Origin of the sequence: TM7 phylum sp. oral taxon 349 (assembly GCA_018127705.1) — a bacterium.
GTDB lineage: Bacteria > Patescibacteriota > Saccharimonadia > Saccharimonadales > Saccharimonadaceae > Saccharimonas.
This window is the reverse complement of record CP072328.1, coordinates 997,193-1,021,750: the sequence shown is the minus strand read 5'-3', so window position 1 is coordinate 1,021,750 and position 24,558 is coordinate 997,193. Positions and strand designations below refer to the sequence as shown.

Below are 24,558 nucleotides of genomic sequence, written 5' to 3'. Positions count from 1 at the left end.
CCTCGCGCACCGCAAAGAATAGCTTTCGGGACTTCTGAAGGTACTTTGCAGAGCTATGCGCGCTCACCCTTGAAGGGGGGAAATGAGGGTCGTAAACCTCACCCTGCACGAGGTGAAGATTGTTGACGGCGGTAACAACGTCGTTGCGGTCTTCCCTAGTGACGGGGTGGCTCGGGTTTCCCAGCACGATGTGCTGGTGGACGAGATCAACTCGATCCCGGTCGTTAAGACCGAGTTCGGGGAGGTTCTTGGCCTGCCTGAGCCTGCCGAGGACACCGTCTTCATCGTGAGTCGCATCACGGTGGAGGTGGCGCGCGCCCGGGGTCTCAACACGGACGACCTGCTCATTACGAGTGGGGCTGTCCGCGACGACCAGGGGCGAATCGTCGGTTGCCGCGCGCTTGCGCGGCTCTGATGCCTCGGTATCACACTGAACGGGCAGTAAACCCGGACATGATGAATTTTGGTGGATACCAAAATTCATCCGCCTGTATCTAGGCTAAAGTCGTTGAACGTGTGTGAAGTAGCTCGCTACTTATAAGCATTACGTCACTGACATGATTCACCCAGTTTCCCCGCACTGGTTTCTCAAAGCGGGGAATATTCCTTGGATACTTGTGTTTGCTAATAAAGTATTTTTGATAAACATAAGTAGTTAAGGTGCTAAAGATAACAAAGAGCATCTGGGCGTTTAAGTAGAGATGCTCTTATGGTTCAATCTCAAACTTATACTGACCTTACTAGCTCCTCTTCTTCCTCCCTATTTCTGAGGCATATCAAATCGCACGAAGGTTTATGTCGGGTCGCTCTCAACAAGAAAACACTTGAGCATGCTAACCTGGGAATTAATCTTGATGATATTCCTGTTTCTGGCGGCTTCCGAGGGGGCGGGACGCAACGTACTGCTTGCAGCGTTGTATGATGGACTCAGGGCACACCGTCCGCGCGATGTTGACTTTATCAAGTTTTACAAGCGGCTGACAGCGACTCTTCGTATGATGCGTACGATACTCTTGAATCATTAGCAGAAGTATTATCTCCAGATGATTACTCGCATGGTTATGGTGTTAGCGTCATAGAGACGTCGGAGCAATACATGAGTCAGCAAGATTTTACAATGAATCAATTGCTCGCTTGCAAAGAGAACACCGATCAGTGGAGTCTTTATACTACTAGACAAGCGGTGTTTGATACAGCAAATAATATCATTCGCCCGACACTATACGAATTTAACGAGGATAGAGGATATCAATTAAGTTCTAAATTAGTACTTAAGGCACTGCGATTATTATCGCAGATGGAGGTTGACGGTCTATCGGATGCGAGGATTTGCGGTATTGGCTTGAAAGACTTAAGTAATTTTTATCGCGACCCAGCGTATGATTACTTCATGCAGCTGCTTCAACTTGATAAGGCGCTCGAAAATGGGTGCGATGTAGCGGAACAATATATGCGAAACCTGCGTGAATTTGACTTATGCCCGTACGACAGCAGCTTGGATGTCACCGTTGAGGAATTGTACGAAGGGCTGCTGCAAACAGTTTATGATTTCGACATGTCGGACGGCGCACGCTGCGCACTTGATAGAGGACATCGTATGGCGCGACTAACTCATAAGGTTGGCGACTATGCACCCTGAGCGTGTAGATAAAATGATATAATACAATCATGAAACACGCGTTTAAACCGCAACGAATTTTGTGGGTTGATTTGGAAATGACAGGACTTGACCCAGTACGCGACGAAATTCTGGAAGCAGCAGCAATCGTAACTGATTGGGATTTTCATGAGGTTGCGACGTTTGAAGGTATTGTGCGGCATGAGCCGACAAAATTAAAGCGATTGCTTGATCGCAATGCAGCGTTCTGGGACGCGAACCCTAAGGCGCGGTGCGGGCTTGAGGCGCAAAATGATAGCGGCAAAGCACTCGCAGCGGTTGAGCAGGATTTGCTGGTATTCTGTGATGAACATTTTGCGAATGAACCAAAGATTTTGCTTGGCGGTAATTCAATACACCAGGATCGGCGATTTATTGACCAATGGTGGCCGGCAGTGTCAAGGCGATTGCACTACCGGATGCTTGATGTAAGCGCATGGAAAGTGGTGTTTGAGGGAAAATTTGGGAAGAAGTTTGCGAAGCCAGAAGAGCATCGAGCGCTTGACGATATTCGCGGTAGCATTCAGGAATTGCAATATTACTTAAAGAAAGTGAAGATGTAGGCGATGGAAACAACGGCACTTAGTGATCTGTGGCGCGATATAGAGACGACCGAACCAAACGATCGGCGAAAGCTAGCAAAAGAGCTGGGATTGCCGGATTTGCAAGCGCGCGTGTTAGTACAGGATCGGCAGTTATCTCAGGCGATTGAGGGCGACGATTGGCTGCTGATTCAATTGGAACTGCCAGAAGTGAAACGGCGCGACGTCGTATTACGCAATCTGACGCTGCTGCTTGGCGCATCGCAGATTGTGACAATTCACGCGGGTGCACTTGATGCGGAGATTACTGAGCGGGTACAGACGCGCCATCGCGAGTCATTGACACCATCGTTGATTGCGTCAATCATTTTGCAGTACACGGTAGAGCAGTTTACGCCAATCTTGAATAAAATTGATGATGTAACCGATCAGCTAGAAGATACGATGATTCGTACGCCGCAGCATAAGCAGGTACAGCAACTATTTATGTATAAGCGGCAGTTGGCGGACTTGCGTAAAGTAGTATTGTCACTGATGAATACGCTTAACGGTTTGAGCAGCGGGCGTTATGAGCTGTTTGAGGAGCGCTATGAATTGTACGCGCGCGATAGCTACGACTACGCTTGGCGTACGCACGAGCTGATTGATACGATGCGCGATCTGCTAACGAGCGCACTTGATATGTATTTATCGGTGGTGTCAAATCGCATGAACGATGTCATGAAACGCCTGACACTAGTAACAACGATTTTTATGCCGATTTCGTTTTTGACTGGACTTGGCGGCATGAATTTTTCGCAGCTGCCATTTCATGACGATACAGCGTTTGTGATCATCATGGTATTGATTGTTGTTATGCCGCTTTTGATGGTGTGGTATTTCGTATGGAAAAAATGGCTATGACACATAAAGACTTAGAGGCGTTTTTGCTAAGTTTGCCAGATGCATGGCTTGATTACCCGTTTGGTGAATCGCCGGCGGTATATAAGGTTGGGCATAATGATGCACCAGGGCAGCGTGAAAAGATGTTTGCGCTCATTGCCGAGGGCTCTCAGCCGCTGCGCGTGAGTCTAAAATGTGACCCGCAGTTGTCGTTACGTTTACAGCAGAAATACGAAACAGTGCAGCCGGGGCATCATCTAAACAAAAAACACTGGATTACAATAATTTGCAGCGGGCAATTGAGCGACGACGAGATTAAAGATTTGGCGCGGTTGAGCTATCGGTTAGTCGCCGGGTAGCTATTGTTTTGATGCGCTAAATTTATCGTATGCGGCAAGGATAGTATTAATATTTTTTATAGACGCATCGCAGAATTCAGTGATGTCTTTATTTTTTGTAGCGCGCTTTAGTTTATTTATTTGCGTTTTAAGCAATGATAATTCATAAGTCATCTGTGTCGTGTATGTGCGGTCTAAAATTCCTTTTTGATGGGCGTCGTTGAGTTTTTTCTCAATCGATTCTAGATATTTTTTCTCTGAAGCACTATTCGCCGTTTTTATTTTTTTACTTTTCATAATAGTCTCAAGCTGAGCTTTCATGGATGTTAGCGTGGACGATAATGAAGCATTTGCTTCAGCAATCTCTATTTGCACAAGTTTTGTAGTTTCGGCTTTCGCGACAGTTCCAAGCGTATCAACGCGCTGCGATATAGGCAGAAGCATCTCATTGGAATTTGGGCCTTGACTACTTGTGATAACAATAAATATGACGACAACCGCTGTAAGTACAGCGCCAATCAGCCCAAAAACAGCAAACCGGTTGACGGTGCGCTCCTCAAGCGGGGCGATTCGGTTGAGATAGTCGACGGTTGTGTAATCATCGGGCGTTGCCGCTGGAGCTGGGGAATTGAGATTATTAAATGCTGGATTGGAAAATTGTGTTTGGCTTGAGCCCGGGCTTGGGATCGGATTTTGCGCCGACTGCGGTTGGTATGGTGCTTGCAATGGCTGTGGACGGTATGGAGTTTGTGCTGGCTGCGGTATTTGCTGTGCCGACTGTGGTCGTGGCTGAAGTGATTGCAACTGTGGATAGCCTGCCCGAGACCGAGGTGTCATTTCCGGTATTGGCTGTGGCGCTGAGTTGCTCGGTGCGGCGTGTAGATTCTGATTCGAATTTTGGCTTGGCGCCGGATTAACCGGCGGCAGCGACGAAGACCCCTGCGGCTGTTGAGGGTTTTGCAGTGAACGATAGGGGTCTTGCGGATTCATATAATCCCATTTAACCATAATCGATAACAGAGGTAAAGAGTGATATAATAAATTCTATGGATGCCAAAGAGGAGGTGCGCGCGCGGCTGAACATTGAAGATGTGATCGGCGAGTATGTACAGCTGAAACGGGCAGGGCGCAGCTTTAAGGGACTAAGTCCATTTACAAGCGAAAAGACGCCAAGTTTTTTCGTTAGTCCCGACAAAAATATTTGGCATGATTTTAGCAGCAACAAGGGCGGCGATGTGTTCGCGTTTGTGATGGAAGCTGAGGGTATGGACTTTCGTCAAGCTCTGGAGTTTTTAGCGAAAAAAGCGGGCGTTGAGCTGAGCGACTACGAACCAGCGCACGCTAAAGAACACGCAGCGCGTAAGAAACGCTTGCTTATAGCAAATCAATTAGCGGCACGGTTTTATCAACAGTGTTTACTGCATAATCAACACGCGATGGAATATGTATTTCGCGTGCGCAGCCTATCTAAACAGGTTGTGGCAGATTTCCAAATTGGTTACGCGCCCGATAGCGGCGAAGCGCTCGTACGCGCTCTGGATAAAAAAGGGTTTTCGCGGCGCGAGCTTAATGATGCCGGCCTGCTCAATCGCTTCGGCGGCGATATGTTCCGCGGACGTATGATGGTACCGCTAATGGACTCAAGCGGTCAGGTGATTGGATTTACCGGGCGAATTATCGGTGATGTACCGAACGCGCCAAAATATTTGAACACGCCGCAGACGTTGCTTTATGATAAGGGACGGCATATTTTTGCGCTCAGCCAGGCAAAGCAGGCGATTCGTCAGGCAGGATTTATTGTGATGGTTGAGGGGAATCTTGACGTCGTAAGTAGCCATCAAGCGGGTATCAAAAATGTCGTAGCAACTGCCGGTACAGCAATGACCGAGCAGCACATTCGCGCCGTGAAGCGCCTAACGGGAGATGTGCGACTAGCGTATGATGGCGACAAAGCGGGTGTAGCAGCGACGGAGCGTGCGATTACGCTGGCGTCGCAGGCGGGTGTCGAACTAACGATTATTAGTTTACCGGAGCAGTATAAAGACCCTGATGAGCTTATTCAGGCAGACGTAAGCTCGTGGCAGCGAGCAATTGACACGGCGGAACCGGCAGTTGACTGGATACTGCGGCAGTATGCATCGCGGTTAGATTTAGATACGGCGGCAGGTAAACGTAATTTTACTACGGCAGCACTTGGCGTAATCCGCCTTTTAGGCGACCCGGTGGAGCAAGAATACTATTTAACACGGACGGCAGAGTTGGCGCAAACGAGCGTTGAAACAGTGCGCGCAAAATTTGCAGGCGGTAAAACGCGCGAAAAACCGCTTAAACCAGTTGCGCAGTCGGCGCAAACGGCAAACAATGACGCATATGTCAAGGAGGATAACGCGCTTGCATTGGCGTGCTGCGATCTACGCTGTCGGGATATGCTGCGCCGTATTGATGCCACGCATTGGCATGAGGCGTCTCGGCGTGCGCTTGCTCTATATTTACAGTCGCATGATGAGCTCATTCAAGTAACGCCGAAGGAGTTGCAAGAATATGACATCTATGTAAAAATAGTACTATTACGCGCTGAAGAGCGGTATGGGGTCTGGAGCGGTGAGGATCGCCAGCTTGCGATGAGACAATTGCTACAGCAGATAGAACATGAACACGCGAAACAAACACAGGACAGATTACTCGCGCAGTTGCGAGACGCCGAAGCAGCCGGCGATGAATCGGCGGCGGAGCGTTTGCGAACTGCGCTCAACAATATAATCAAGGAGAAAGTACGTGGCAAACGATGACGATCAAGCGCAAGCAAAAAAAACAATGTCCGCAGCACCAGCGGATGATTTTACAAACCAGGATTTTGACGGGCCGGCCGCCGATGACTTGATGGACGAAGATACGCCGGAGGATATCCTGAACGCGCACCAGTATTTTGATGATATCTCGGATGATTCGGTGCGCTTGCACCTGCGGGAAATTGGTAAAATTCCATTGCTTAGCGCCGAAGAAGAACTGGCGCTTGCTCAGCGCGTGAAAGATGGCGACAAAAAGGCGAAGGATAAAATGGCGGAAGCAAATATGCGCCTTGTTGTATCAATTGCAAAGCGCTATAGCGGACGCGGGCTTGATTTTCTTGATTTGATCCAAGAAGGGCACACGGGATTATTGCGTGCTGTTGAAAAGTTTGATCCGGATAAGGGATTCAAGTTTAGCACCTATGCTACCTGGTGGATTCGCCAAGCGATTACGCGCGCCATTGCCGACCAGGCGCGTACGATTCGCATTCCTGTCCATATGGTTGAGACGATTAACAAGCTGTTGCGCACGCAGCGCCGCATGACGCAAGATTTGAACCGCGAACCAACAATTGAGGAGCTCGCTAAAGAGCTTGATATGGAGCCGGATAAGGTTGAATACGTCATGAAGATCAAGCAAGATATTTCTAGCCTTGATGCGGGCGTTGGGCGTGACGGCGAAGAAGATGGCGAGTCGGTGCTGGGCGATTTTATTGAAGACGAAGACACGATTAGTCCGGAAGAAGCGGCATCAAACGAGCTATTGAAAGAACAAGTGCAAGATTTGCTTAGCACGCTGAGCGACCGTGAACAAAAGATTATTCGTATGCGCTTTGGGTTAGACGGCGGCAAAAGCCACACGCTTGAGGAAGTTGGGCAAGAATTTGCGGTGACGCGCGAGCGCATTCGCCAAATTGAAGCAAAAGCTCTTGCTAAACTACGCAAGCACAAAGATGCGAAAAAATTATTTGAATATTTGCGCTAGGGGCATTGCGTCCGCTGCTATTTAACAATTCGGAGCGCCCCTCAACAAAAAGAGCGCTCCGTTTTTGTAATTTATTTTGTATCTGAAGCCTGTTAGTACAACGTAGACGACGTATTAGCAGGTGCAAGCGACGGATCGCTAAGTATGGCAATGATAAAAATAATCCCCGCAATAAAGCCAATTACAACCTCAATAATTCCCCAAACTAAACTCACCGTGCCGATTGTAGTAGACATACCGGCTTCGCGTGATTTATTACGCGACAGGATGCCGAGAATGAGTCCGCCAAGACCGATGCCGAGCACGTTAAGAATGATACCGATGATACCGAGGTTCTGCCCCGGATTTTCGTATGCGTACCCCGGCTGCGCATAGGGTTGTTGATATGGCTGACCAGTGCTTGGCGTTTGATACTGCTGGTAGGGCTGTCCTGCCGGTGGAACGTAGGCTGGCTGTGGCGGCACAGGTGAAGCTGGTTGCGGTGGGGTTTGCGGCGCGGTTTGTTGTGTTTCGTTACTCATAATGATTCTCCTTCATATCGTATTATACTTAATTATAGCGTACTAGCGGTTAAAAATGGATAATGGCGCAAATTTTGTCAAGCTGCTGGTGTAAACTATCAATTGTGCTGTCGTTATGAACATAGTAATCAGCGATAGCGATTGGGCCGCCCTTTTCAAGATTCTCAATCTCTGCCCAGTCGCGCGAACTTGCTTCTTCAACAGTAAGCGGACGGACGGGGCGCGTTGTCAGACGATGGTGGCGCAGGCGCTTTGGCGCAACGATTGCCACAACGGTGAGGGCGCTGGAAAATTCGCGTTTTAAGGTTTTATACTCCGTCCACGTATATAATCCATCAGCGACGATGTGCCGTTGCCCGGCGTTAATGAGATTGTGAATTTCGCGAATGATGTGTTTTACGACGAAATCTTTACCTTCGCGTGCGCGAATATCTTCACGGAAAGCGCGTTCGTTAGCTTCGCTCCAGTCAATGCCGGCTTCCTTCATGGCGCTTAAGATAACGCCGCCAAAGTACACGCGCGGGTAGCCTTTGTTGATAACGTAGCTTGCGGCTTCGGACTTGCCGCTACCCGTTAGTCCAACGAACGCGATAATTTTGATGTTTGCAGGAATTTCACTCATAGCTTTATCATATCAGATATAATAGATTTATGACGAAACGCTTAGTAATTATTGACGGCAAAAGCGTATTTTATCGCGGTTACTATGCGATGCCGAATCTGTCAACGGCGGACGGTACGCCGACGGGCGGCGTGTACGGATTTGCGGCGCTGAGCCTTGAGCTGATTCGACAGATCCAGCCCGATTACGTATGCGTGGCATGGGATAAGCCGAAAACAAATATTCGTAAGCGTCTCGAAATCTACCCCGAGTACAAAGCCGGGCGTAAGCCGGCGCCACCAGATTTTTACGCGCAAATTCCGATTTTGCATGAACTGCTTGATGCGTTTGGCTGGCCGCTCTACGAATTTGACGATTACGAAGCGGATGATATTATGGCAACGCTTGATCGCCAGGCAGAGGCGCGCGGCAATATTGAGACCTATTTAATTACAAGCGACTTAGATGCGCTGCAGATTTTGGACGATAATACGTTTTTGTATGCATTAAAAAAAGGCGTGTCAAACATTGATAAATTCGATGTGGCAGAATTTGAAGCGCGCTACAGTATTCGAATTGATCAATTTCTTGACTTAAAGAGCCTAAAAGGCGACGCCAGCGACAATATCCCTGGTGTCGCAGGCGTTGGCGAAAAGACGGCGACACAGCTATTGCAGCAATTTGATACACTCGACGGCATTTACGAGCATCTTGATGACGTGAAGGAAAGTGTGCGCAAGAAATTAATTGCAGGCAAAGATTCGGCGTATATGAGTAAGCGGCTTGCAGCGTTAATGTTTGATGCACCGGTGGCACTGGATCTGCCAGCGATGGATATCGCGCGACTTGATACAGCAAAGTTGAAAGCGATGTTAGTGAAATTGGAATTCCGCAGTTTGCTGCGAAAATTGCCAGATGCTATGAAAGATAAAGATAATGCGCCAACAATGCCTGCACTCGACACAAATGATATTGAAGAAATCGAACCAGGCACAGCGCAGGCGGTTTTGATAATGGCGCCGGAATTAGTAGTCTGGGCTGACGGCGATAACGTATGGCTTAGCCACGAGCGTACTAAAGCTGCGTGTCTCACTCGCGTTGATGCGGCGAAAATCCTTGTTCACGTACCGATGATTGGGCATGATGTAAAAATGTTTTTAAAGCAATTGCTTGCCGATGGAATCACAACGTTACCAAAAGTACAACATGATACAGCACAAGGTTCGTTTCTCCTGAATCCGTTGCGAAAATCACGTCGACTGGAAGATCTCGTTGGGCTAGAGTCAATTGATAGCCCTCAAAGCGCAGTTCGCGCGATCTGGGCGTTGTACGATGAACAGCGGCAAGCATTTGAAGCGTTGCCTGACTTGTCGCGCGTAGCGCATGAGATGGACTTTCCGCTCATTGCAATCCTGGCGCGCATGGAGCATCAAGGGATTCGTTTAGATGCGGGTGTGCTTGATGCGATGAATACAAAATTAACTCGCGAAATTGCAGACATACAAGCGCAGGTGCATGATATGGTCGGCTACGAATTTAATGTTTCCAGTCCAATGCAGTTGTCTGAGGCATTGTTTACAAAATTACAACTGCCAACTGTCGGGATTAAAAAAGGACGCACGGGATATAGTACTGGGCAAAAAGAATTAGATAAATTGCGCGGGCAGCATCCAATTGTTGAGCTGGTTGAACGCTACCGCGAGCTAGCAAAATTACAGAATACGTATGTTACGACGTTGCCGCAGCAGGCTGACGAGCGCGGCTATGTGCATACAACATTTAACCAAGATGTTGTGGCGACGGGGCGTCTGAGCAGTACCGACCCGAATCTGCAGAATATTCCAATCCGTACGGCGCTTGGACGACACATTCGCGATGCATTTGTGCCGGCAGACGGAAATATGTTCGTAAACGCCGATTATTCACAGTTTGAACTGCGTCTTGCGGCGGTGATGGCGGGCGAGCAGAGCATGATAGACGATTTCAATAGCGATACTGACATTCACGCCAAAACTGCTGCCGAAGTGTACGGTGTACCGCTTGATGACGTGACGCCCGCGCAGCGCCGGCGCGCTAAAGTAGTAAACTTCGGTGTGCTATACGGTATGGGGCAGCATGGGCTAGCGGCAGCGGCGCACATGAGTTACGCTGAGGCGCAGCATTTTATCGACGAGTACTACCGTATGCATCCGAATCTGAAAGCATATATGGAAAATACGATTCAAAAGGCGCACGACGACGGTTTTGTTGAGACGCTGTTTGGGCGCCGCCGCTGGACGCCCGATGTGAAGTCGAGTAATTTTGCTGTACGTAATGCGGCAGAGCGTGCTGCTGCAAATATGCCAATTCAGGGCACGGAAGCTGATCTAATGAAACTTGCGATGATAAAAGTACAACAGTTACTTGACCGCGATTACCCCAAGGCGCGGCAAATCCTGCAAATTCACGATAGTATCTTAGTCGAATGTCCGCGCACTGAGACGAAAGCAATTGCGGCACTTCTGGTTGATGCGATGGAGCAGGTCTATCCCAAACTTGGCGTTCGCTTGCGGGTTGATGTGAAAATTGGCGTGCATTGGGGTGATGTGTAGCACTTGCGCAGCGATAATTGCGGTACAATAACTTAGCAAAACATCTAGTAAAGTAGATTGACGTATGCATAAGCAATAACACCAACTAATTTATTACAAGAGAAGGCGTCTCTATACCTATCATGCAAAGTTTAGCAGTGAGCTAGCTAGTGGTTCATCTGATACTAAGTATAGTACGTAAGAGCATAAGAAGTGCTGAATACGTTATGGGCTAAGGTTGTTGGGGCAAATAGCTGAGCCTTGAACTATGGCGTAACGCAAAGTAGGTGCTCTAAGATATGATCTTCAGAATAAGAACTATTTCTGCAAGATTGGACGCTGCGTATCAGCGTATATCTGTCGGAGTTTCTTCTTTATATTAGACCTTAGGTACAGTCAACTAAAATGGAACAAGCGTAAACTTTAGATATGTTAATGGATCTTTAAATAACTCTGAATGGTTGGCTCTTATACCATCCATTCTTTACATAAGTCTTGTAGCTGGTTGAGGATTCGCTAAACTAAAACGGAACAGCCCTTTCGTAGAGTACTAGTTTATTATTTTCTAACCTATATCCTACTATTTATGGGCTGGTACGGTTTAGTTTAACAAATCCCTTTGAGAGTGGTTGTTATGGGTTAGTTGAATGAATCCTAAGCACTGCACTTATTGTGTCAAGCTTTATAACTTTGTTACAATTAAAAATATAAAGGTGGTAACAACATGACGACACGCTACATATCTCCGGGTACAATAGAAGACTTAGCAGAAAAAGTTAGGAAGGATGCGGGACTTAACGACAGCGAACCGGGGGCTGTCGATGCGGTCAAGCTAGCTCAGTTCTTTGGTTGTGAAGTCGAAGAAGTGACGTTTAACCCACAAACTATCTCTGCTCGTATAAAAAGAGATGTCGACTCTGCGCGATATATAATCCAAATTTCAAGAGATGATGAGCCAAAACGCCAGCGTTTTTCTATAGCCCATGAGGTTGCGCATCTTTTACTTCATGACGATGGAAAAGAATCATTTATTGAATGGCGCAAGAAACTTTCTGAGTATGGTGAAAACGATTTATACAAAGAGATACAAGCCAATATGCTTTCATCCGCTTTGTTGATGCCAAGAGCGCTCGTAGAGCGCGCATGGAAAGAAAGTCGCGACATTGAAGATCTGGCGAGCATATTTAATGTATCTAGATCGGCAGCATATTATAGGGTGGAGAATTTGGGATTGCTGAGCGGTGAGTAAGCGGACAGAGCAGTACGAAGACATCATCGAGCAAAGCCCAGATAAGCCATCTGTTAGCAATAGCGCGAAAGTTACTGCTACTGCAGAAGAACCTATATCTTCCGATCCTATCGCAGATAGTGCGAAAAAAGCGGATACGAACGGCGCAGATTTTCTTGGATCACTACTTCACGCAAAGACATTCTTTGATTACTTTGAATATGTCGCAAATAGAACGTACAAAGGTGAGAATCTAGAGCTAAAGATAGTAAAGCTAAAAACGGTGCATCCGTATTTTTATAATGCCTGCATTATTTTGGATATGGTAGTAGCTACTATATCTATTTCAATACTAATAGTAGTTGCGGCATGCGCATTATTTAAGATTGTTAGATAAATCACATCTGAAAAAAAGGGTACATTACCCTAACCCAAAACCCCCTAGTAAAATTAGTTCTAGCTATACAGTAAAACAACTAATCAAAGAAAAGGGTGTCTCTTGTATGTCGAACATATACCAAACTTTGCTAGCAATAAGAAGTGCTGAGTACATTAAACTAAAACTATGGATTTTTTGTTAGGAAAGGCGTATGATGTAAGTGTCATTTTAACATAAGACAAAAGAGGCGTCGGTATGTATAGCTCACTTGAGAACCCATTCAGCAACGATAGTATATCAGGGGAGGGCGATGATGCATATGCCGAAACAATGTCATCAACAGAACTATTGTCACGCAAGAAACAGGATAATTTAACGCTTGACTGTGCGTATGTATTACAGCAAAGAGGCACGCTTGATCGTCGTATTGAAGCTTTTAACGCGTATACCGCTGATCGTGAAACAACGGGTGAATCGCTTGGCTTCTCATTTGGTCGGTTCGTAGCAAAAGATAGCAGTATTGTTGAAGTACGAAACGATGGGAACAGAAAAGATGAGCCAGACGGCTCTGGCTGGTGTATTACCTATATCCGGGAAGGTGACGACGGATCGGTTCTTATTGGGGCGGATACTGTAATAAGCAAGCAGACAAATACTCTTCTGCCACCGCCATTAGGGGTGAGTGATGTTGCGTCAATCGAAACGCTAAACTGTAAAAGCGGTACGACGTATGAAGTTATATCGCTAAAAGATGAGCGTGGGTTTGTTGTTACTGATTCAAGTGGTAATTTGTATTTGCCGCTTGAATCAGTAATGTCGCGTATTAATGACTATAAGAATATTGATGCGGCGCTGAGTGATGTTTGTGCTGAACCGGAAGTAAGCCAGTGTATACCGATAAGCTGGCGGCACACAGTCTGATTGACTTTTTGCCTTAAGAATGTAAATATATTGATATGTATCGAGGATCGCGACCGAGAATTTTACCTGTGTTTGTCACGATTGTTGTAGTCGTAATCGTGATTGCTGTCGCTGTAACGCTTGTGCGCTCTATGCTACAGGGCGGCACGCCAAATGATAGTCAGCAATCTGATCAAGCACAAAAACAAACGCTACAGATGGCGGCGGTCAGTCAAGACGCAACACGCAGCGTGCGCTGGACGGTACGCGGGCCGATTGTTGCCGATGAGAAATTTAAAAGCTATCAAATTGTTATTACGCCAACTGCCCGAACCTATACGGTTTATAACGGTTATCTCGACAAGGTCGAAAGCCAAAAAACCTACGACAACAACGCGACGGCATACGAGCAATTTACGTACGCGCTTGATAAGGCGAATATTGGCGTCGTACGCGGCAAAGAGGACGACTCAGATATCCGTGGTGTATGCGCTACAAACGGTATCGTGTATAAATTTGAGACAGTTAACGGCGCGACCGCCGATCACACAGTGTGGGGCTCGACGTGTAAGGATTCGCCAGGTACGCTTGGCGCCGATCCATTGAAGGTTCATGCGCTTTTTGTGAACCAAATTCCTGAATTCAAGCCGAGTTTTAACAACATTTATTAAAGAAAGGCGGGCATGCGCGGCGTTATTTTCGACTGTTTCGGAGTGTTGTGCGGTAGCAGTTTTGAGGTACTGGCGGCAAAATGCCAGCCGGAGCGCGTGAAGGAACTGCGCGACCTTAATACGCAGGCAGACTACGGATATATTTCGAACGCGGAGTATGCACGAGGTGTTGCGGCAGTGCTTGGTTGGACGGTTGATGATGTTAGCGCAACGTTTAAGCAGGCACGCGTGCGTAACGAGCCGCTTATCGCATACGTGAAGCAGCTGCATACTGACGGCGTACCGCTTGCACTTTTGAGCAACGTTAGCAGCGGTACGCTGGACGAGCTATTTGCGCCAGGTGAGCTTGATGGTATGTTTGATGCAAAAATTTTATCGTTTGCCGAAGGTCTAACAAAGCCGAATCCGGCGGTATTCACGCTTGCCGTAGAGCGGCTAGGCATGCCGGCGGGCGATTGTGTAATGGTTGACGATAAGCCAGAGAACTGTGATGGTGCCGAGGCGGCGGGGCTTGCATCAATCTTGCATACATCAAACACTCAGACGATGGCAGCAGTTCAAGCATGGCTTGAGGTAACGCATGCCTGAACTGCCCGAGGTTGAGACAATTCGTCGGGGACTCAATCGATTAATTGTCGGTAAGACGATCGCGCGGGCGCGTCATTATGACTCGTCGAAAAGTTTCCCGAACGATTCAACAACGGTCGCGCACTTCCTGTACGGGGCTCATATCACAGCGGTACGGCGGCGTGCAAAAGTTTTGCTCATTGACCTAGATACACGGTATACGCTTGTCGTCCATCTAAAAATGACAGGGCAGTTAGTGTTTGTCGGCGCAGAACGCTGGGGCGGTGGTCATCCGACAGATAGTTTGATTCACGAGCTGCCCGATCGTCATACGCGCGTTAGCATTGATTTTACCGATAACTCGCGGTTGTTCTTTAATGATTTGCGCAAATTCGGCTGGATGAAGCTATACCCGACGGCAGAGGTGCCAGATATACCGTTTATGCGCCGCGTTGGTCCGGAGCCGCTTGATGATTCCTGTAGCTCTGCGGTATTTATTCCACGCATTCGACGTCGCAATAACACAACCGTTAAAGCTGCAATTCTTGACCAGTCGGTTATTGCTGGCGTCGGTAATATTTACGCTGACGAATCACTGTGGCTGACGCGTATTCATCCGGCAGCACGCGTGCACGTGCTGAGCGATAGACAGCTTGCAGCACTGCTTACGCACATTAAAAACGTTCTGACACTTGGTATTGAAATGGGCGGCAGTACCGATAAAAATTATGTTGATGCCGAAGGGAATAGGGGCAACTATTTGCAATTCGCGCATGTTTTTCGTCGCGAGAACCAACCTTGCCGGCGCCATCCTGACCTTACTATCCAAAAAATTCGCGTCGCAGGGCGCGGTACGCATATATGCCCAGCATGCCAAGTGCTTCCGTTGGAGTGAATAAGCAGTAAAGAAGGGTCAATACGTTTAGCAGCTTAGCTAGTACGCTGTACGAACGAGGTACAGCGGCGGTATAATAAACAAGTGATTTATCTGATAACGGGCACAAATGAATACCGCGTGCGGCAAGAGATCGCGGCGCTTGCGAAGCGGCTTGGTGTGCGAGCGGAGACGATTGATGTAGATCTGCTTAATCTAAACAGTTTGGCGGATATTGTGCGTGGAACGAGTTTATTCCACGAAACGCGGCTCGTTGTACTAAGGCAGCTATCTGAATATAAGGAGTTATGGGCGAAGCTTGGAGACTGGGCGCGTGATGTTAGTGCTGATACGACGCTTGTGCTAGTTGAGACAAAACCCGATAAACGCACAAAGGCATACAAAACACTTGCGCGCGCGGGTGAAGTCATCGCCGCCGAGCCATTAACGGAACGTACGCGCTCAGAGGCGGAAACGTGGCTGCGAGATGTGGCGCGTATGCAGGGCGTGGAGATCTCACGGGCGCAAGCAACCAATATGGTCTCACGAGCGCTCGTACCGAATGAAACGTCGCGGATAGCGGAAGTTGACCAATTACAGTTGGCGCACGCCGTAAGAGCGCTTGCAAACGTTGATGCGGTAACGGATGAGGTTATTGCAACAGTGTTACCGCCAGCGCGGGAATTCTCGGTGTTTGACATATTGGAATTAGCAGCGCGGCGTGATGTACGGGCGGTGCAAAAAGCGCTTGGTGAATTGCGCGCAGCTGACGATCCGTACAAGGTGATGGCGCTATTATGGGTGCAATGGGCGCAATTTGCGGCAGTAATGACAACAGAGGGCGTTTCGTCTACGCGCATTGCGAGCGACTTAGCGATTCATCCGTTTGTCGTCAAGAAATTACAGGCGCTCATGCCGTATTTCACTATGGCAAGCGTGCGTGAGCTAACACAGCTTGCAGCAGAACTAGACTATCAATCAAAGACGCTGGCAATAGCGCCGTGGGATATTATTGACCGGTTTGTGCTTGGCGTTTCCACACGAAACTCGCCCGGAGAGAAGTGAGTAGTCTCTCCGGGCGAGCTGTCGTTGATGCTGCGGTTGAATACTATGTTGTTATTTTTTCGCGTCAGCTTTTTTCGTCTTCTTTGCAGCTGGCTTGGTGGCTGCTGTCTTTGTAGCCGTTTTTGCTTTTGCTGCAGGTTTCTTTGCGGTTGGTTTAGCAACAGGTGCTTCCTTTGTCGTCTTTTTTGCAGTCGGCTTAACGCCGGCAGCTTTCGCAACCTTAACGAGTGCAGCTTTGCGGCGACTTACGGTACCTTTCTTCAACAAACCCTTTTTGACAGCGGTATCTAGCTCACTCTGTGCTTTACTCAAACTCTCAGCGCTTGGATTAGCGAGAAATGCTTTGGTTGCCAGCTTAACATCGCGCTTGATAGCGAGATTTCGTTCGCGGCGTTTAGCGGTCTGTTTCATGCGTTTAATGGCTGATTTGATGAGTGGCATAAGGCTCCTTTACCTCTGTTGTTGCTTGCTATTTACGATCAATGTTAGATTATATCGCAAGTACCTCTGTTTGTAAAGTGGTGGCAACCACTTGACTATTACAAACTACTTATGGTATAGTGGCACGTGAATAATCGTATAAAATAAAACAAAAATAGGAAACATATGGCAGATGCGCTCACACAGATCGTCGAAAAGCTGGAAGAAAACAGCAATATTCTCGTGACGGTCAATACAAATCCGACGGTCGACGAGCTCAGTGCAGCGCTCGGTATCACGCTGCTGTTGAATAAACTTGATAAACACGCAACGGCAGTATTCAGCGGCCATGTGCCACCGGCGTTAGAGTTCTTGCAGCCTGAAAAAACGTTTGAAGGTACTGTTGACAGTTTGCGGGACTTTATCATTGCTCTTGATAAAGAAAAAGCCGACCACTTGCGTTATAAAGTCGTCGACGATATGGTTAAGATTTTTATTACGCCGTACCGTACAACGATTAACGAAAAGGATCTGGATTTCAGCCAAGGTGATTATAACGTTGAGGCGGTGTTGGCGATTGGCGTACGCAGTACAGCGGATTTAGACCATGCGCTTGAGAGCCACGGGCGGATTTTGCACGACGCCGTCGTAACATCAGTTTCACTAGATGAGCCATCGCACCTGGGCGGGATTGAATGGAGTAATCCGCGAGCAAGTGGCTACAGTGAGCTGCTATATGCGCTCGCTGACGCGCTAGTTGGCGAGAACAAGAAAATGATTGACGAACAAATTGCGACGGCGTTTCTGACGGGCATTGTGGCAGCGACGGAACGATTTAGCAACAGTAGAACCAGTTCGGCAGTAATGCGAATTGCCGCATCGCTGATGGGGGCGGGCGCAAACCAGCAGCTGATTGCAACTAAATTAGAAGAAGGCGAGAAAAAAGCTCAGGCTGATGAGACTGCTCCGCGCAGCAAAGACGCACAAGAAGGCGAATCGGTGCGTGTTTCGGAGATGGCAACCGGTAGTAAAACAAAGACGCCGCAAAAAGCTGCGCAAGAATCCGGCGTCGGAACGCTTGCGATTTCGCATGAGCCGGCGGGCGACGTTGACGAAGTGAAGCGGGCGATCAATGAGAAAAATAGCCAAGCAGCTTTAAGCGCTGCCGAAGCAGTTCTTGCTAAACATACGCAGCAATCCGCCGAATTAAATAAAAAAGATACAATAGAAGCGGAAGAAAAGCTTGCTGAACAGCTAGCAGCTGCGATGCCGGCAGTTGCACCTGCTAATAAGTCCGCTGCGCCATCAGTTGAAGATATACAGCGCGACATTGCACGCGCGAACGAAACACTTGACGAGGCTGCGGCGCAACCGGTTATCCAAGAGAAAATTGAGGCACCAAAAACACAATTACCTGAGGTTGTTGAACCGACACTTGGCGGCACGCTCAATGCGACAACCGAGCAAGCCGCTGAAGATGCGCGCCGCGCAGCCGAAGATGACCGTAACAAAGTAATTTTGAGCCACGACGGCAAAAGTAAGTATGCGTCCGATGCGCCAAATACGCAGGCGCCGCTTAATGCCGTAATAGCGCACGCTGACGCTGAACCATCAGTACCTGATGTACTTGCGCAGGGCGCTATGACAGCGCCAACGGATCACGCGGCAGCAGTGCAGCCGCCTGTGCCTATTGCGCCAAGTGCGACTGAACCGCAATCTACGCAGGATGGTGCACGCGCTGCTGTTGATGCGGCACTTTCAGGCGCACTAAGCGCAGCGTCGGTAACAGACGGGACATTGCCTCCACCGCCGCCATTACCGCCGATGCCGGACTTTTCGACATTACCGCCGCTTCCGTCGACGAATGACAGCACGTCTGGTGCTGCCGTGCCGGACACGCTTGAGACTGCGTTACCGCCGCTTCCACAGCAAACAGCGCAGCCGGCAGTTGCGCCATCGGCGCCTGCCGATCCAGCACAGTTCCGGATTCCTGGGCAATAAAGTAACGTAAGTGTTCAAAGAGAAGACCCCGCCACTGGTTGTGGCGGGGATTCCTATCGCCATTCATTCCCTGTATAATTTGTGTAGCTGGTTGAGCGGTTTAGTTAAGTGCATTGATATGTATACCCTTTGGCATATCGGGAAGAGGTGCGCTAAAATTTCAATATTAATGCCGTTCAAGAGGTTTGCACAAGATATTTTGCCTACTAATTTTATACGAAATATGCAAATTAGATTTTATTGATCTTATATTTTTACGATTTTTGAACCTCAAAGTACTACAAGTAAATAGAAGGAGTTTTAAACATGAAGCCTGAAAGTATTCCGGAACAGTTGATGTACAGCACAGTTAGATTAAAAACTGAATCGGGGTGTGGAACGGGTTCCTATTTCAACTATAAAATAGGAAATTGTAACATTACAGTTATTATCACCAACAAACATGTAGTCAATGACAACGAGCATGAGAAAGTAACTTTTCTTGTTCATACAAAAGATAACAACGGTCATCTGTCTGGAAATGTTAAAATTCAATATGATGCTAATTGGATTTTTCATGAGGATAAAGATATATGTTTTTGTTATGTAAATCCGATTTTCGAAAAAGTTAAAAGTGAATACCATAAAGAAGTTTTTTGTATTACAAATGATGCTGAATTAATTCCAAGTCAGAAAGAGCTTGAAGAGTTAGACGCTTTAGAAGAGCTAGTTATGGTTGGCTACCCAATTGGACTATGGGATCAAGTAAACAATTTTCCTATATTTAGAAAGGGATTTACAGCTTGCCATCCACGGAACGATTTCAACCAAAAAGGAATAGGATTAGTTGATATGGCGTGTTTCCCAGGTTCATCAGGCTCACCCATTTATATATTTAATAATAGTGGATATAGTGATAAGAGAGGAACTGTACATATAGGTTCGCCAAGATTTTTTCTTATCGGTTATCTGTTTGCAGGACCACAGTATACTGCTAATGGTTCATTAATAACTGAGACAATACCTACACGGTATAATATTATGCCCAGTACGCCAATAATGGTTAATCTAGGGTATTATGTCAAATCAGCTGAAATTCTATCATTTATAGATCGTATAAAACAAGATTATTACACTAGTAACCTAAAGGTTAGTAGTGAACAAATCTCAATTTGTACAGGGGGCATTGATTAGCGATTCGCTAGAATGGTTAGAGAATTTCATTATAGGACTATTAAAACTGTCAAGACCCAGCGATCGACAACAGAGAAGTGTTTGCATGAAACAAAATTGATCTGCTAAACTAAACCAAAACAGCCCATAAAATAGTAGAATATAGGTTAATAAACTAGCATCTACGAAAGGACTGTTCCGCTATGTCTAGTTTAGCTAAACACTACGAGTCTACTTCACCATTGTCTGGCGAAGTAGAGCAATAGATGAAAGCTACTTTAGACCATACCGAGTACGTGATGTACGGTAATGCGCGTAGTATATGTAATGGTTCAAGCCTACTTTAACCCCATCATCTATACTAAATAACAGATGAGGAATAGGTATCTAAAACGTTCACATATTTCAGAGGCTAAAACCAGGCAGACTGTTAGGCTATTTTGTGAAGATATCACGGCTACTCAAATAGCCTCTTTAACCGGCGTGAACCGCAATACAATCAATCGCATTCTGACGCATATTCGAACCGTTATCGCCAAGCGCTGCGAGGCCACCTCGCCACTCTCTGGCGAAGTTGAGATTGATGAAAGTTATTTTGGACCATGTAGAGTACGTAGCGCACATGATATACATAGTCTCCGTAGAGCTAGTAACAAAGACTAAGATTATTGTCTTTGGTCTATTAAAGCGTCATGGTAAGGTATATACCCAAATAGTACTTAGTACCTATACCTCATGTTAGCCTAAGAGACTCTAAAACAGATTGTACAAATGAAAGTACAGCTAGAATAGTACTATCTACAGTGATGGTTGGCGTAGTTATGACGGGTTAGTTGACTGGGGATATAAGCGTCACTACCCGTGTAAATCATGGTAATAATGAATTCGTTAATAAAAACAATCCTAAAAAACCATATCAATGGTATAGAGAATTTCTGGGGCATTGCTAAAGTCCGCCTAGCTAAAAGCTACGCGGACTTAGAAAAGACCATTTTAATCTTCACCTCAAAGAATGTGAATTTAGATATAAAGTATAAAGGTATAAGGCATAGCATGAGATATGAAGATGTGTATCATGAGTTACTTAAATTGCTACGGGAGGAAGTAGGTAGGGTAAGGTGGGGTTGAACCATTAACTTATCTATCTATGGGTTAGGATTACTCTAGGTTAGCTGGCTGAACCCAGCTTAGGTATCAAGATAAATCGTATGTGTATGATGGACTCATACCACTACATCTATACGGCAAACAGTACAGGCAGTTGCGCCATCGGCGCCTGCCGATCCAGCACAGTTCCGGATTCCTGGGCAATAAAGTAACGTAAGTGTTCAAAGAGAAGACCCCGCCACTGGTTGTGGCGGGGATTCCTTAACGATAGCGATGAGCTCAGGACGAGCGCTCAAGCCGAGAGCGATCCTGCGCGCTCAGCGCGATGACCGGGTGAACGTCCGGTCCTGTGATGGCTAGGACGAGTCCGACGCACCCGCCGTAATCAGTCGCCTGGTCATAGAGCACGCCAGCGAAGTGCCGCGCTTTTACTCCGCTCGGGGCGTTCTTATAGATTAAGAACGTGACCGATGAAGCAGGTGGGTTGATGTCGGCGTCGCGGTCAATGCTCTGACGCTGCACTGGGATAGTGCAGGTAAGAATGCTATCTCCCTGACGCACATGGAGATGCATCCTCGCAGTGCGTCCATCGTAGGACGATGGGTCAAGGATAGCCCAGACGGGCTGGTGGCTGTCGTCGCGATTGGTTCCGACAGACAGAGCATAGCTCTGCCTGGGCTGAATGCCTGACGCTGCCAGCGACTGCGCCACAGTGGGTGCAGTCAGGCGTAGAGAGACAAGGTTGGCGCAGCCGTACAGGGCTGCGCTCAGAATTGCGCACCAAATAAAAAGCATGATGTGCGAGCTCCGCCGAAAAGTACGGAACATCGTTACCCAAAAGGCAATGATGATTGCGGCGGTGATGACGGTGATAGCGATAGCAATGACCATGGGAGTCATGATATCTTCCCTTCCGGATAGGCGTTGTTAAGGAACAGGCTTATAATATCATATTTTACAATATAGCAACTATAGTATACTAGTAGCATGCACGATGGTATTATCTTGATAGACAAACCGGCTGGCATGACAAGCTTCGGCGTGGTAGCGCGCTTGCGGCGGGTGCTGTCGGAACAGGCGGGTAAAAAGGTAAAGGTTGGGCACACAGGCACGCTCGATCCGTTTGCGACAGGTTTGATGATCATCGTGACAGGTAAAGCGTGCAAAGATGCTATGCGCTATACAAAACTTGATAAAGTGTACGAAGCGACAATAAGGCTTGGGCAAATAAGCACAACGGGCGATCCGGAAGGAGAGATTTCGGCGTATGATGCAGATGAGATTCCCTCTAAATCAACTGTACGCCGGACGGACGAGTTTGCTCGGGGTTCAGGCTGTTCTATCGAAAGATTTGCTGCGCCGTCTATTATGCGAGTTCAAGCAGTGCTCGCGCAATTTACCGGCGAAATCAAGCAGCGTCCGCCGATCTTTAGCGCAATAAAAATTAATGGTCAGCGGGCTTATAAACTCGCCCGCGATGGCAAGGAAGTTGAGATCCCTGAACGAACTGTACAGATTTATGCACTTGAGCTGCTGTCATACAACTACCCAGAGCTTAAAGTTCGCGCGCACGTATCAAGCGGCACGTATATTCGCAGTCTGGCGGTTGATATCGGTGTAGCACTAGGAACGGGTGCATATTGCCAGAAACTACGACGGACGAGAATCGCCGATTACGACGTCGCAGCGGCGCAGCAATTGCGCGACTTTGGTATTACGAATTGAAAAAAAGAAAAGGAACTATAGAAATCAAGTCGCCATTAAGCGGCGTTAAGGCAATTACATCGTTTTGTTGTGAATATGTTATGAATTTATCGGACGGGTAAACAGTGTACTGTTGATTGGTCAGATACATGCTACTTTATTGCGATGGACGTTCGACGACGTTGTAGAACTTGCTAAGTAGCAATGTAGTACTGGATAGGGATAAAGATATAGAGCCAGTAGGGCGGTACGCTCTTCGCCAAAGCGTTTACTCCTTTGTCTAATCTAAATAAATCGGCTAGATGATTGTCTCTATCTAGCCGACGGTATATCGTGAATAGGGTTGGTGCTAATGGCAGTGATGACTTCTTACGAGGTTGCCCACTGAGCCCATGCTGCTTGCTCGTCCGTAGAGAGCGAGCTCGCTTGAGCGACAGCATCTGCGATCGTTTTTGCGGTAATGGCAACGGTTTGTCCAATCTCAAGCGAGGGCGAACCAGCTGCGACAGTCACATACGATTCGGCAGCGACACGTTGTTCGGGCGATAACGTTCGTTTGTTTGCCTGCAGATATTTTGCGATAGCGGTACGAGCGTGAAATGTGTACGAGTCGCCAGGGTTCGCGGTCGCGTTATAATCAGCGGTCGTTGCTGTGGCTTGTGTTTGTTGCGTGGTTTTTGCTGGTGTATTCTCTTTAGACTTGTCAGACTCGCGCGATTGTGCCGCTGAATCTGTACTAGCATTTTGCGTGGTCGCTTTTACGCCAGTATGTTGCAGCGCTGCGATAACGTTTGCACGAGAAATTGTGACAGCCTGTCCGATGTCTAATAGAGGCGAGCCAGCATTATTGGTCAGCTCTACCTCAGCCTGCAGTGTTTGTGTGGTGCTAGCCTGAAGTTGCTGATTGGCAACAACGGACGAGATAGCCTTGCGTGCAAATAACGTGTACGAACTGCCCGCACTTGCTGTATACGTGAATGCGTCACTTGATTTTTTAGCTGCGCCCGTATCGGCTGTCTTTTCTGACGTTTTTTCTGCCGATTTTTTACCGTCTGCTTGCGCCGCTTGCTTCTGTTCAGCTGTTGGTGCGGTTGTGTCTGCAGTTGGCTGTTTTGTCTCTGTTGTTTGCTTAGGTTGTTCTAGCTGCGGTTCATTTGTTTTTTTCTCGTTTGCTGGCATAGCGGACGCTTCCGGCTTCGCTTGCGGTGCAGGCGAATTCTGTGTCTTGTCGGTAGCCGGCTCTACCTTTTGTTTTGGTTGCGGCGCAGCAGTATTGGTCTTCTTTGCCGGCTCGACATGTGTGTTAGCGCTGTCGTTTTGCTTAGTGTCAAACAAGACGCCTTTTTGACGCAACACTGTTACTGTTGATAATCCCACCAATATGACAGCGCATATTATAGCCACCCGACGCTGATTCAATCGAAACTTTCGCATCGTTTTTCCTTATACCCCACTTAACTTTTATATAAAGTAAGTAATTTTAATAGTAGCACTAATAGAGGGGTATTTTCAATAAGCTTTGACGATTTGGCATAATAATTAAGTAGGTATTTACAAAGGGTGTATATTGTGATATAGTCAAAGAGAATAACGTAAGAGGAAGTG

Annotated in this window: 25 protein-coding genes and 1 pseudogene; 20 read left to right on the top strand and 6 right to left on the bottom strand. The window is 47.4% G+C overall.

What is annotated here, in order from left to right; translation table 11 throughout:
- The first annotated feature begins 82 nt into the window (after positions 1 to 82).
- The 6 genes from J5A52_05210 to J5A52_05185 all read left to right on the top strand — a co-directional run bounded on the left by J5A52_05210 (position 83) and on the right by J5A52_05185 (position 3,440).
- On the top strand, positions 83 to 415 hold the full coding sequence (locus J5A52_05210) for a hypothetical protein (protein ID QUB37497.1): 333 nt from the start codon (positions 83 to 85) through the stop codon (positions 413 to 415).
- Between the two features lie 439 nt (positions 416 to 854).
- Complete coding sequence (locus J5A52_05205) at positions 855 to 1,025, top strand: hypothetical protein (GenBank protein QUB37496.1); 171 nt, start codon at positions 855 to 857, stop codon at positions 1,023 to 1,025.
- A 71-nt stretch (positions 1,026 to 1,096) separates the two neighbouring features.
- A complete protein-coding gene (locus tag J5A52_05200) occupies positions 1,097 to 1,639 on the top strand; it encodes a hypothetical protein (protein QUB37495.1) in 543 nt (180 codons plus the stop codon).
- 29 nt (positions 1,640 to 1,668) lie between these two features.
- Entirely contained in the window at positions 1,669 to 2,220 is a 552-nt protein-coding gene (orn, locus tag J5A52_05195; protein QUB37494.1) for an oligoribonuclease, read from the top strand.
- Positions 2,221 to 2,223: 3 nt separating this feature from the next.
- Positions 2,224 to 3,102, top strand: a complete 879-nt coding sequence (locus J5A52_05190) for a magnesium transporter CorA family protein (GenBank protein QUB37493.1) — start codon at positions 2,224 to 2,226, stop codon at positions 3,100 to 3,102.
- Complete coding sequence (locus J5A52_05185; protein QUB37492.1) at positions 3,099 to 3,440, top strand: MmcQ/YjbR family DNA-binding protein; 342 nt, start codon at positions 3,099 to 3,101, stop codon at positions 3,438 to 3,440. Before J5A52_05190 ends, J5A52_05185 begins: the two co-directional genes overlap by 4 nt.
- Here the strand turns inward: J5A52_05185 and J5A52_05180 are convergent, their stop codons facing one another.
- Positions 3,441 to 4,409, bottom strand: a complete 969-nt coding sequence (locus tag J5A52_05180; protein QUB37491.1) for a hypothetical protein — start codon at positions 4,407 to 4,409, stop codon at positions 3,441 to 3,443.
- A 56-nt stretch (positions 4,410 to 4,465) separates the two neighbouring features.
- Here J5A52_05180 and J5A52_05175 point away from each other — a divergent pair, with 56 nt between their 5' ends.
- Together J5A52_05175 and rpoD are read left to right on the top strand one after the other, a co-directional pair.
- Positions 4,466 to 6,208 carry a DNA primase gene (locus J5A52_05175; protein ID QUB37490.1) on the top strand — a complete coding sequence of 581 codons (1,743 nt, stop codon included), beginning with the start codon at positions 4,466 to 4,468 and terminating at the stop codon, positions 6,206 to 6,208.
- Between the two features lie 25 nt (positions 6,209 to 6,233).
- A complete protein-coding gene (gene rpoD / locus J5A52_05170; protein ID QUB38018.1) occupies positions 6,234 to 7,193 on the top strand; it encodes an RNA polymerase sigma factor RpoD in 960 nt (319 codons plus the stop codon).
- 92 nt (positions 7,194 to 7,285) lie between these two features.
- Here rpoD and J5A52_05165 read toward each other — a convergent pair whose 3' ends face one another.
- Together J5A52_05165 and J5A52_05160 are read right to left on the bottom strand one after the other, a co-directional pair.
- The gene (locus tag J5A52_05165) at positions 7,286 to 7,714 is read right to left on the bottom strand and encodes a hypothetical protein (GenBank protein ID QUB37489.1); all 429 of its coding nucleotides are present in this window, start codon (positions 7,712 to 7,714) and stop codon (positions 7,286 to 7,288) included.
- A gap of 49 nt (positions 7,715 to 7,763) precedes the next feature.
- Complete coding sequence (locus J5A52_05160; protein QUB37488.1) at positions 7,764 to 8,336, bottom strand: dephospho-CoA kinase; 573 nt, start codon at positions 8,334 to 8,336, stop codon at positions 7,764 to 7,766.
- Positions 8,337 to 8,365: 29 nt separating this feature from the next.
- On the opposite strand from J5A52_05160, the gene polA reads away from it, so the two are divergent.
- The 8 genes from polA (at position 8,366) to J5A52_05120 (ending at position 16,569) form a co-directional block, all read left to right on the top strand.
- On the top strand, positions 8,366 to 10,906 hold the full coding sequence (gene polA / locus J5A52_05155) for a DNA polymerase I (protein QUB37487.1): 2,541 nt from the start codon (positions 8,366 to 8,368) through the stop codon (positions 10,904 to 10,906).
- Positions 10,907 to 11,609: 703 nt separating this feature from the next.
- The gene (locus J5A52_05150; GenBank protein QUB37486.1) at positions 11,610 to 12,134 is read left to right on the top strand and encodes an ImmA/IrrE family metallo-endopeptidase; all 525 of its coding nucleotides are present in this window, start codon (positions 11,610 to 11,612) and stop codon (positions 12,132 to 12,134) included.
- Positions 12,127 to 12,510, top strand: coding sequence for a hypothetical protein (locus tag J5A52_05145; protein QUB37485.1), 384 nt, complete (start codon positions 12,127 to 12,129; stop codon positions 12,508 to 12,510). The genes J5A52_05150 and J5A52_05145 overlap by 8 nt, the downstream gene beginning before the upstream one ends.
- A 237-nt stretch (positions 12,511 to 12,747) precedes the next feature.
- A complete protein-coding gene (locus J5A52_05140; GenBank protein ID QUB37484.1) occupies positions 12,748 to 13,413 on the top strand; it encodes a hypothetical protein in 666 nt (221 codons plus the stop codon).
- 35 nt (positions 13,414 to 13,448) lie between these two features.
- The gene (locus J5A52_05135; protein ID QUB37483.1) at positions 13,449 to 14,063 is read left to right on the top strand and encodes a hypothetical protein; all 615 of its coding nucleotides are present in this window, start codon (positions 13,449 to 13,451) and stop codon (positions 14,061 to 14,063) included.
- A gap of 12 nt (positions 14,064 to 14,075) precedes the next feature.
- On the top strand, positions 14,076 to 14,651 hold the full coding sequence (locus J5A52_05130; protein ID QUB37482.1) for an HAD-IA family hydrolase: 576 nt from the start codon (positions 14,076 to 14,078) through the stop codon (positions 14,649 to 14,651).
- Positions 14,644 to 15,525: a bifunctional DNA-formamidopyrimidine glycosylase/DNA-(apurinic or apyrimidinic site) lyase gene (gene mutM, locus J5A52_05125; GenBank protein QUB37481.1), complete on the top strand. Its 882-nt coding sequence runs from the start codon at positions 14,644 to 14,646 to the stop codon at positions 15,523 to 15,525. The genes J5A52_05130 and mutM overlap by 8 nt, the downstream gene beginning before the upstream one ends.
- An 84-nt stretch (positions 15,526 to 15,609) precedes the next feature.
- Positions 15,610 to 16,569 carry a hypothetical protein gene (locus tag J5A52_05120; GenBank protein ID QUB37480.1) on the top strand — a complete coding sequence of 320 codons (960 nt, stop codon included), beginning with the start codon at positions 15,610 to 15,612 and terminating at the stop codon, positions 16,567 to 16,569.
- 51 nt (positions 16,570 to 16,620) lie between these two features.
- Here the strand turns inward: J5A52_05120 and J5A52_05115 are convergent, their stop codons facing one another.
- Positions 16,621 to 17,010 (bottom strand): 30S ribosomal protein S20, encoded by a 390-nt coding sequence (locus tag J5A52_05115; GenBank protein QUB37479.1) that lies wholly within the window; start codon positions 17,008 to 17,010, stop codon positions 16,621 to 16,623.
- A gap of 165 nt (positions 17,011 to 17,175) precedes the next feature.
- Here J5A52_05115 and J5A52_05110 point away from each other — a divergent pair, with 165 nt between their 5' ends.
- The 3 genes and pseudogenes from J5A52_05110 to J5A52_05100 all read left to right on the top strand — a co-directional run bounded on the left by J5A52_05110 (position 17,176) and on the right by J5A52_05100 (position 21,179).
- A complete protein-coding gene (locus J5A52_05110) occupies positions 17,176 to 18,990 on the top strand; it encodes a hypothetical protein (protein QUB37478.1) in 1,815 nt (604 codons plus the stop codon).
- A 306-nt stretch (positions 18,991 to 19,296) separates the two neighbouring features.
- Positions 19,297 to 20,163 carry a serine protease gene (locus tag J5A52_05105; protein QUB37477.1) on the top strand — a complete coding sequence of 289 codons (867 nt, stop codon included), beginning with the start codon at positions 19,297 to 19,299 and terminating at the stop codon, positions 20,161 to 20,163.
- 351 nt (positions 20,164 to 20,514) lie between these two features.
- Positions 20,515 to 21,179 (top strand): annotated as a pseudogene (locus J5A52_05100) (IS1595 family transposase).
- 349 nt (positions 21,180 to 21,528) lie between these two features.
- On the opposite strand, the gene J5A52_05095 reads toward J5A52_05100, so the two are convergent.
- A complete protein-coding gene (locus tag J5A52_05095; protein QUB37476.1) occupies positions 21,529 to 21,810 on the bottom strand; it encodes a hypothetical protein in 282 nt (93 codons plus the stop codon).
- A gap of 426 nt (positions 21,811 to 22,236) precedes the next feature.
- Between J5A52_05095 and J5A52_05090 the strand changes: the two genes are divergently transcribed.
- The gene (locus tag J5A52_05090) at positions 22,237 to 22,974 is read left to right on the top strand and encodes a tRNA pseudouridine(55) synthase TruB (GenBank protein QUB37475.1); all 738 of its coding nucleotides are present in this window, start codon (positions 22,237 to 22,239) and stop codon (positions 22,972 to 22,974) included.
- A 348-nt stretch (positions 22,975 to 23,322) separates the two neighbouring features.
- On the opposite strand, the gene J5A52_05085 is transcribed toward J5A52_05090, so the two are convergent.
- Positions 23,323 to 24,387 carry a hypothetical protein gene (locus tag J5A52_05085; protein ID QUB37474.1) on the bottom strand — a complete coding sequence of 355 codons (1,065 nt, stop codon included), beginning with the start codon at positions 24,385 to 24,387 and terminating at the stop codon, positions 23,323 to 23,325.
- Positions 24,388 to 24,558 lie beyond the last annotated feature (171 nt).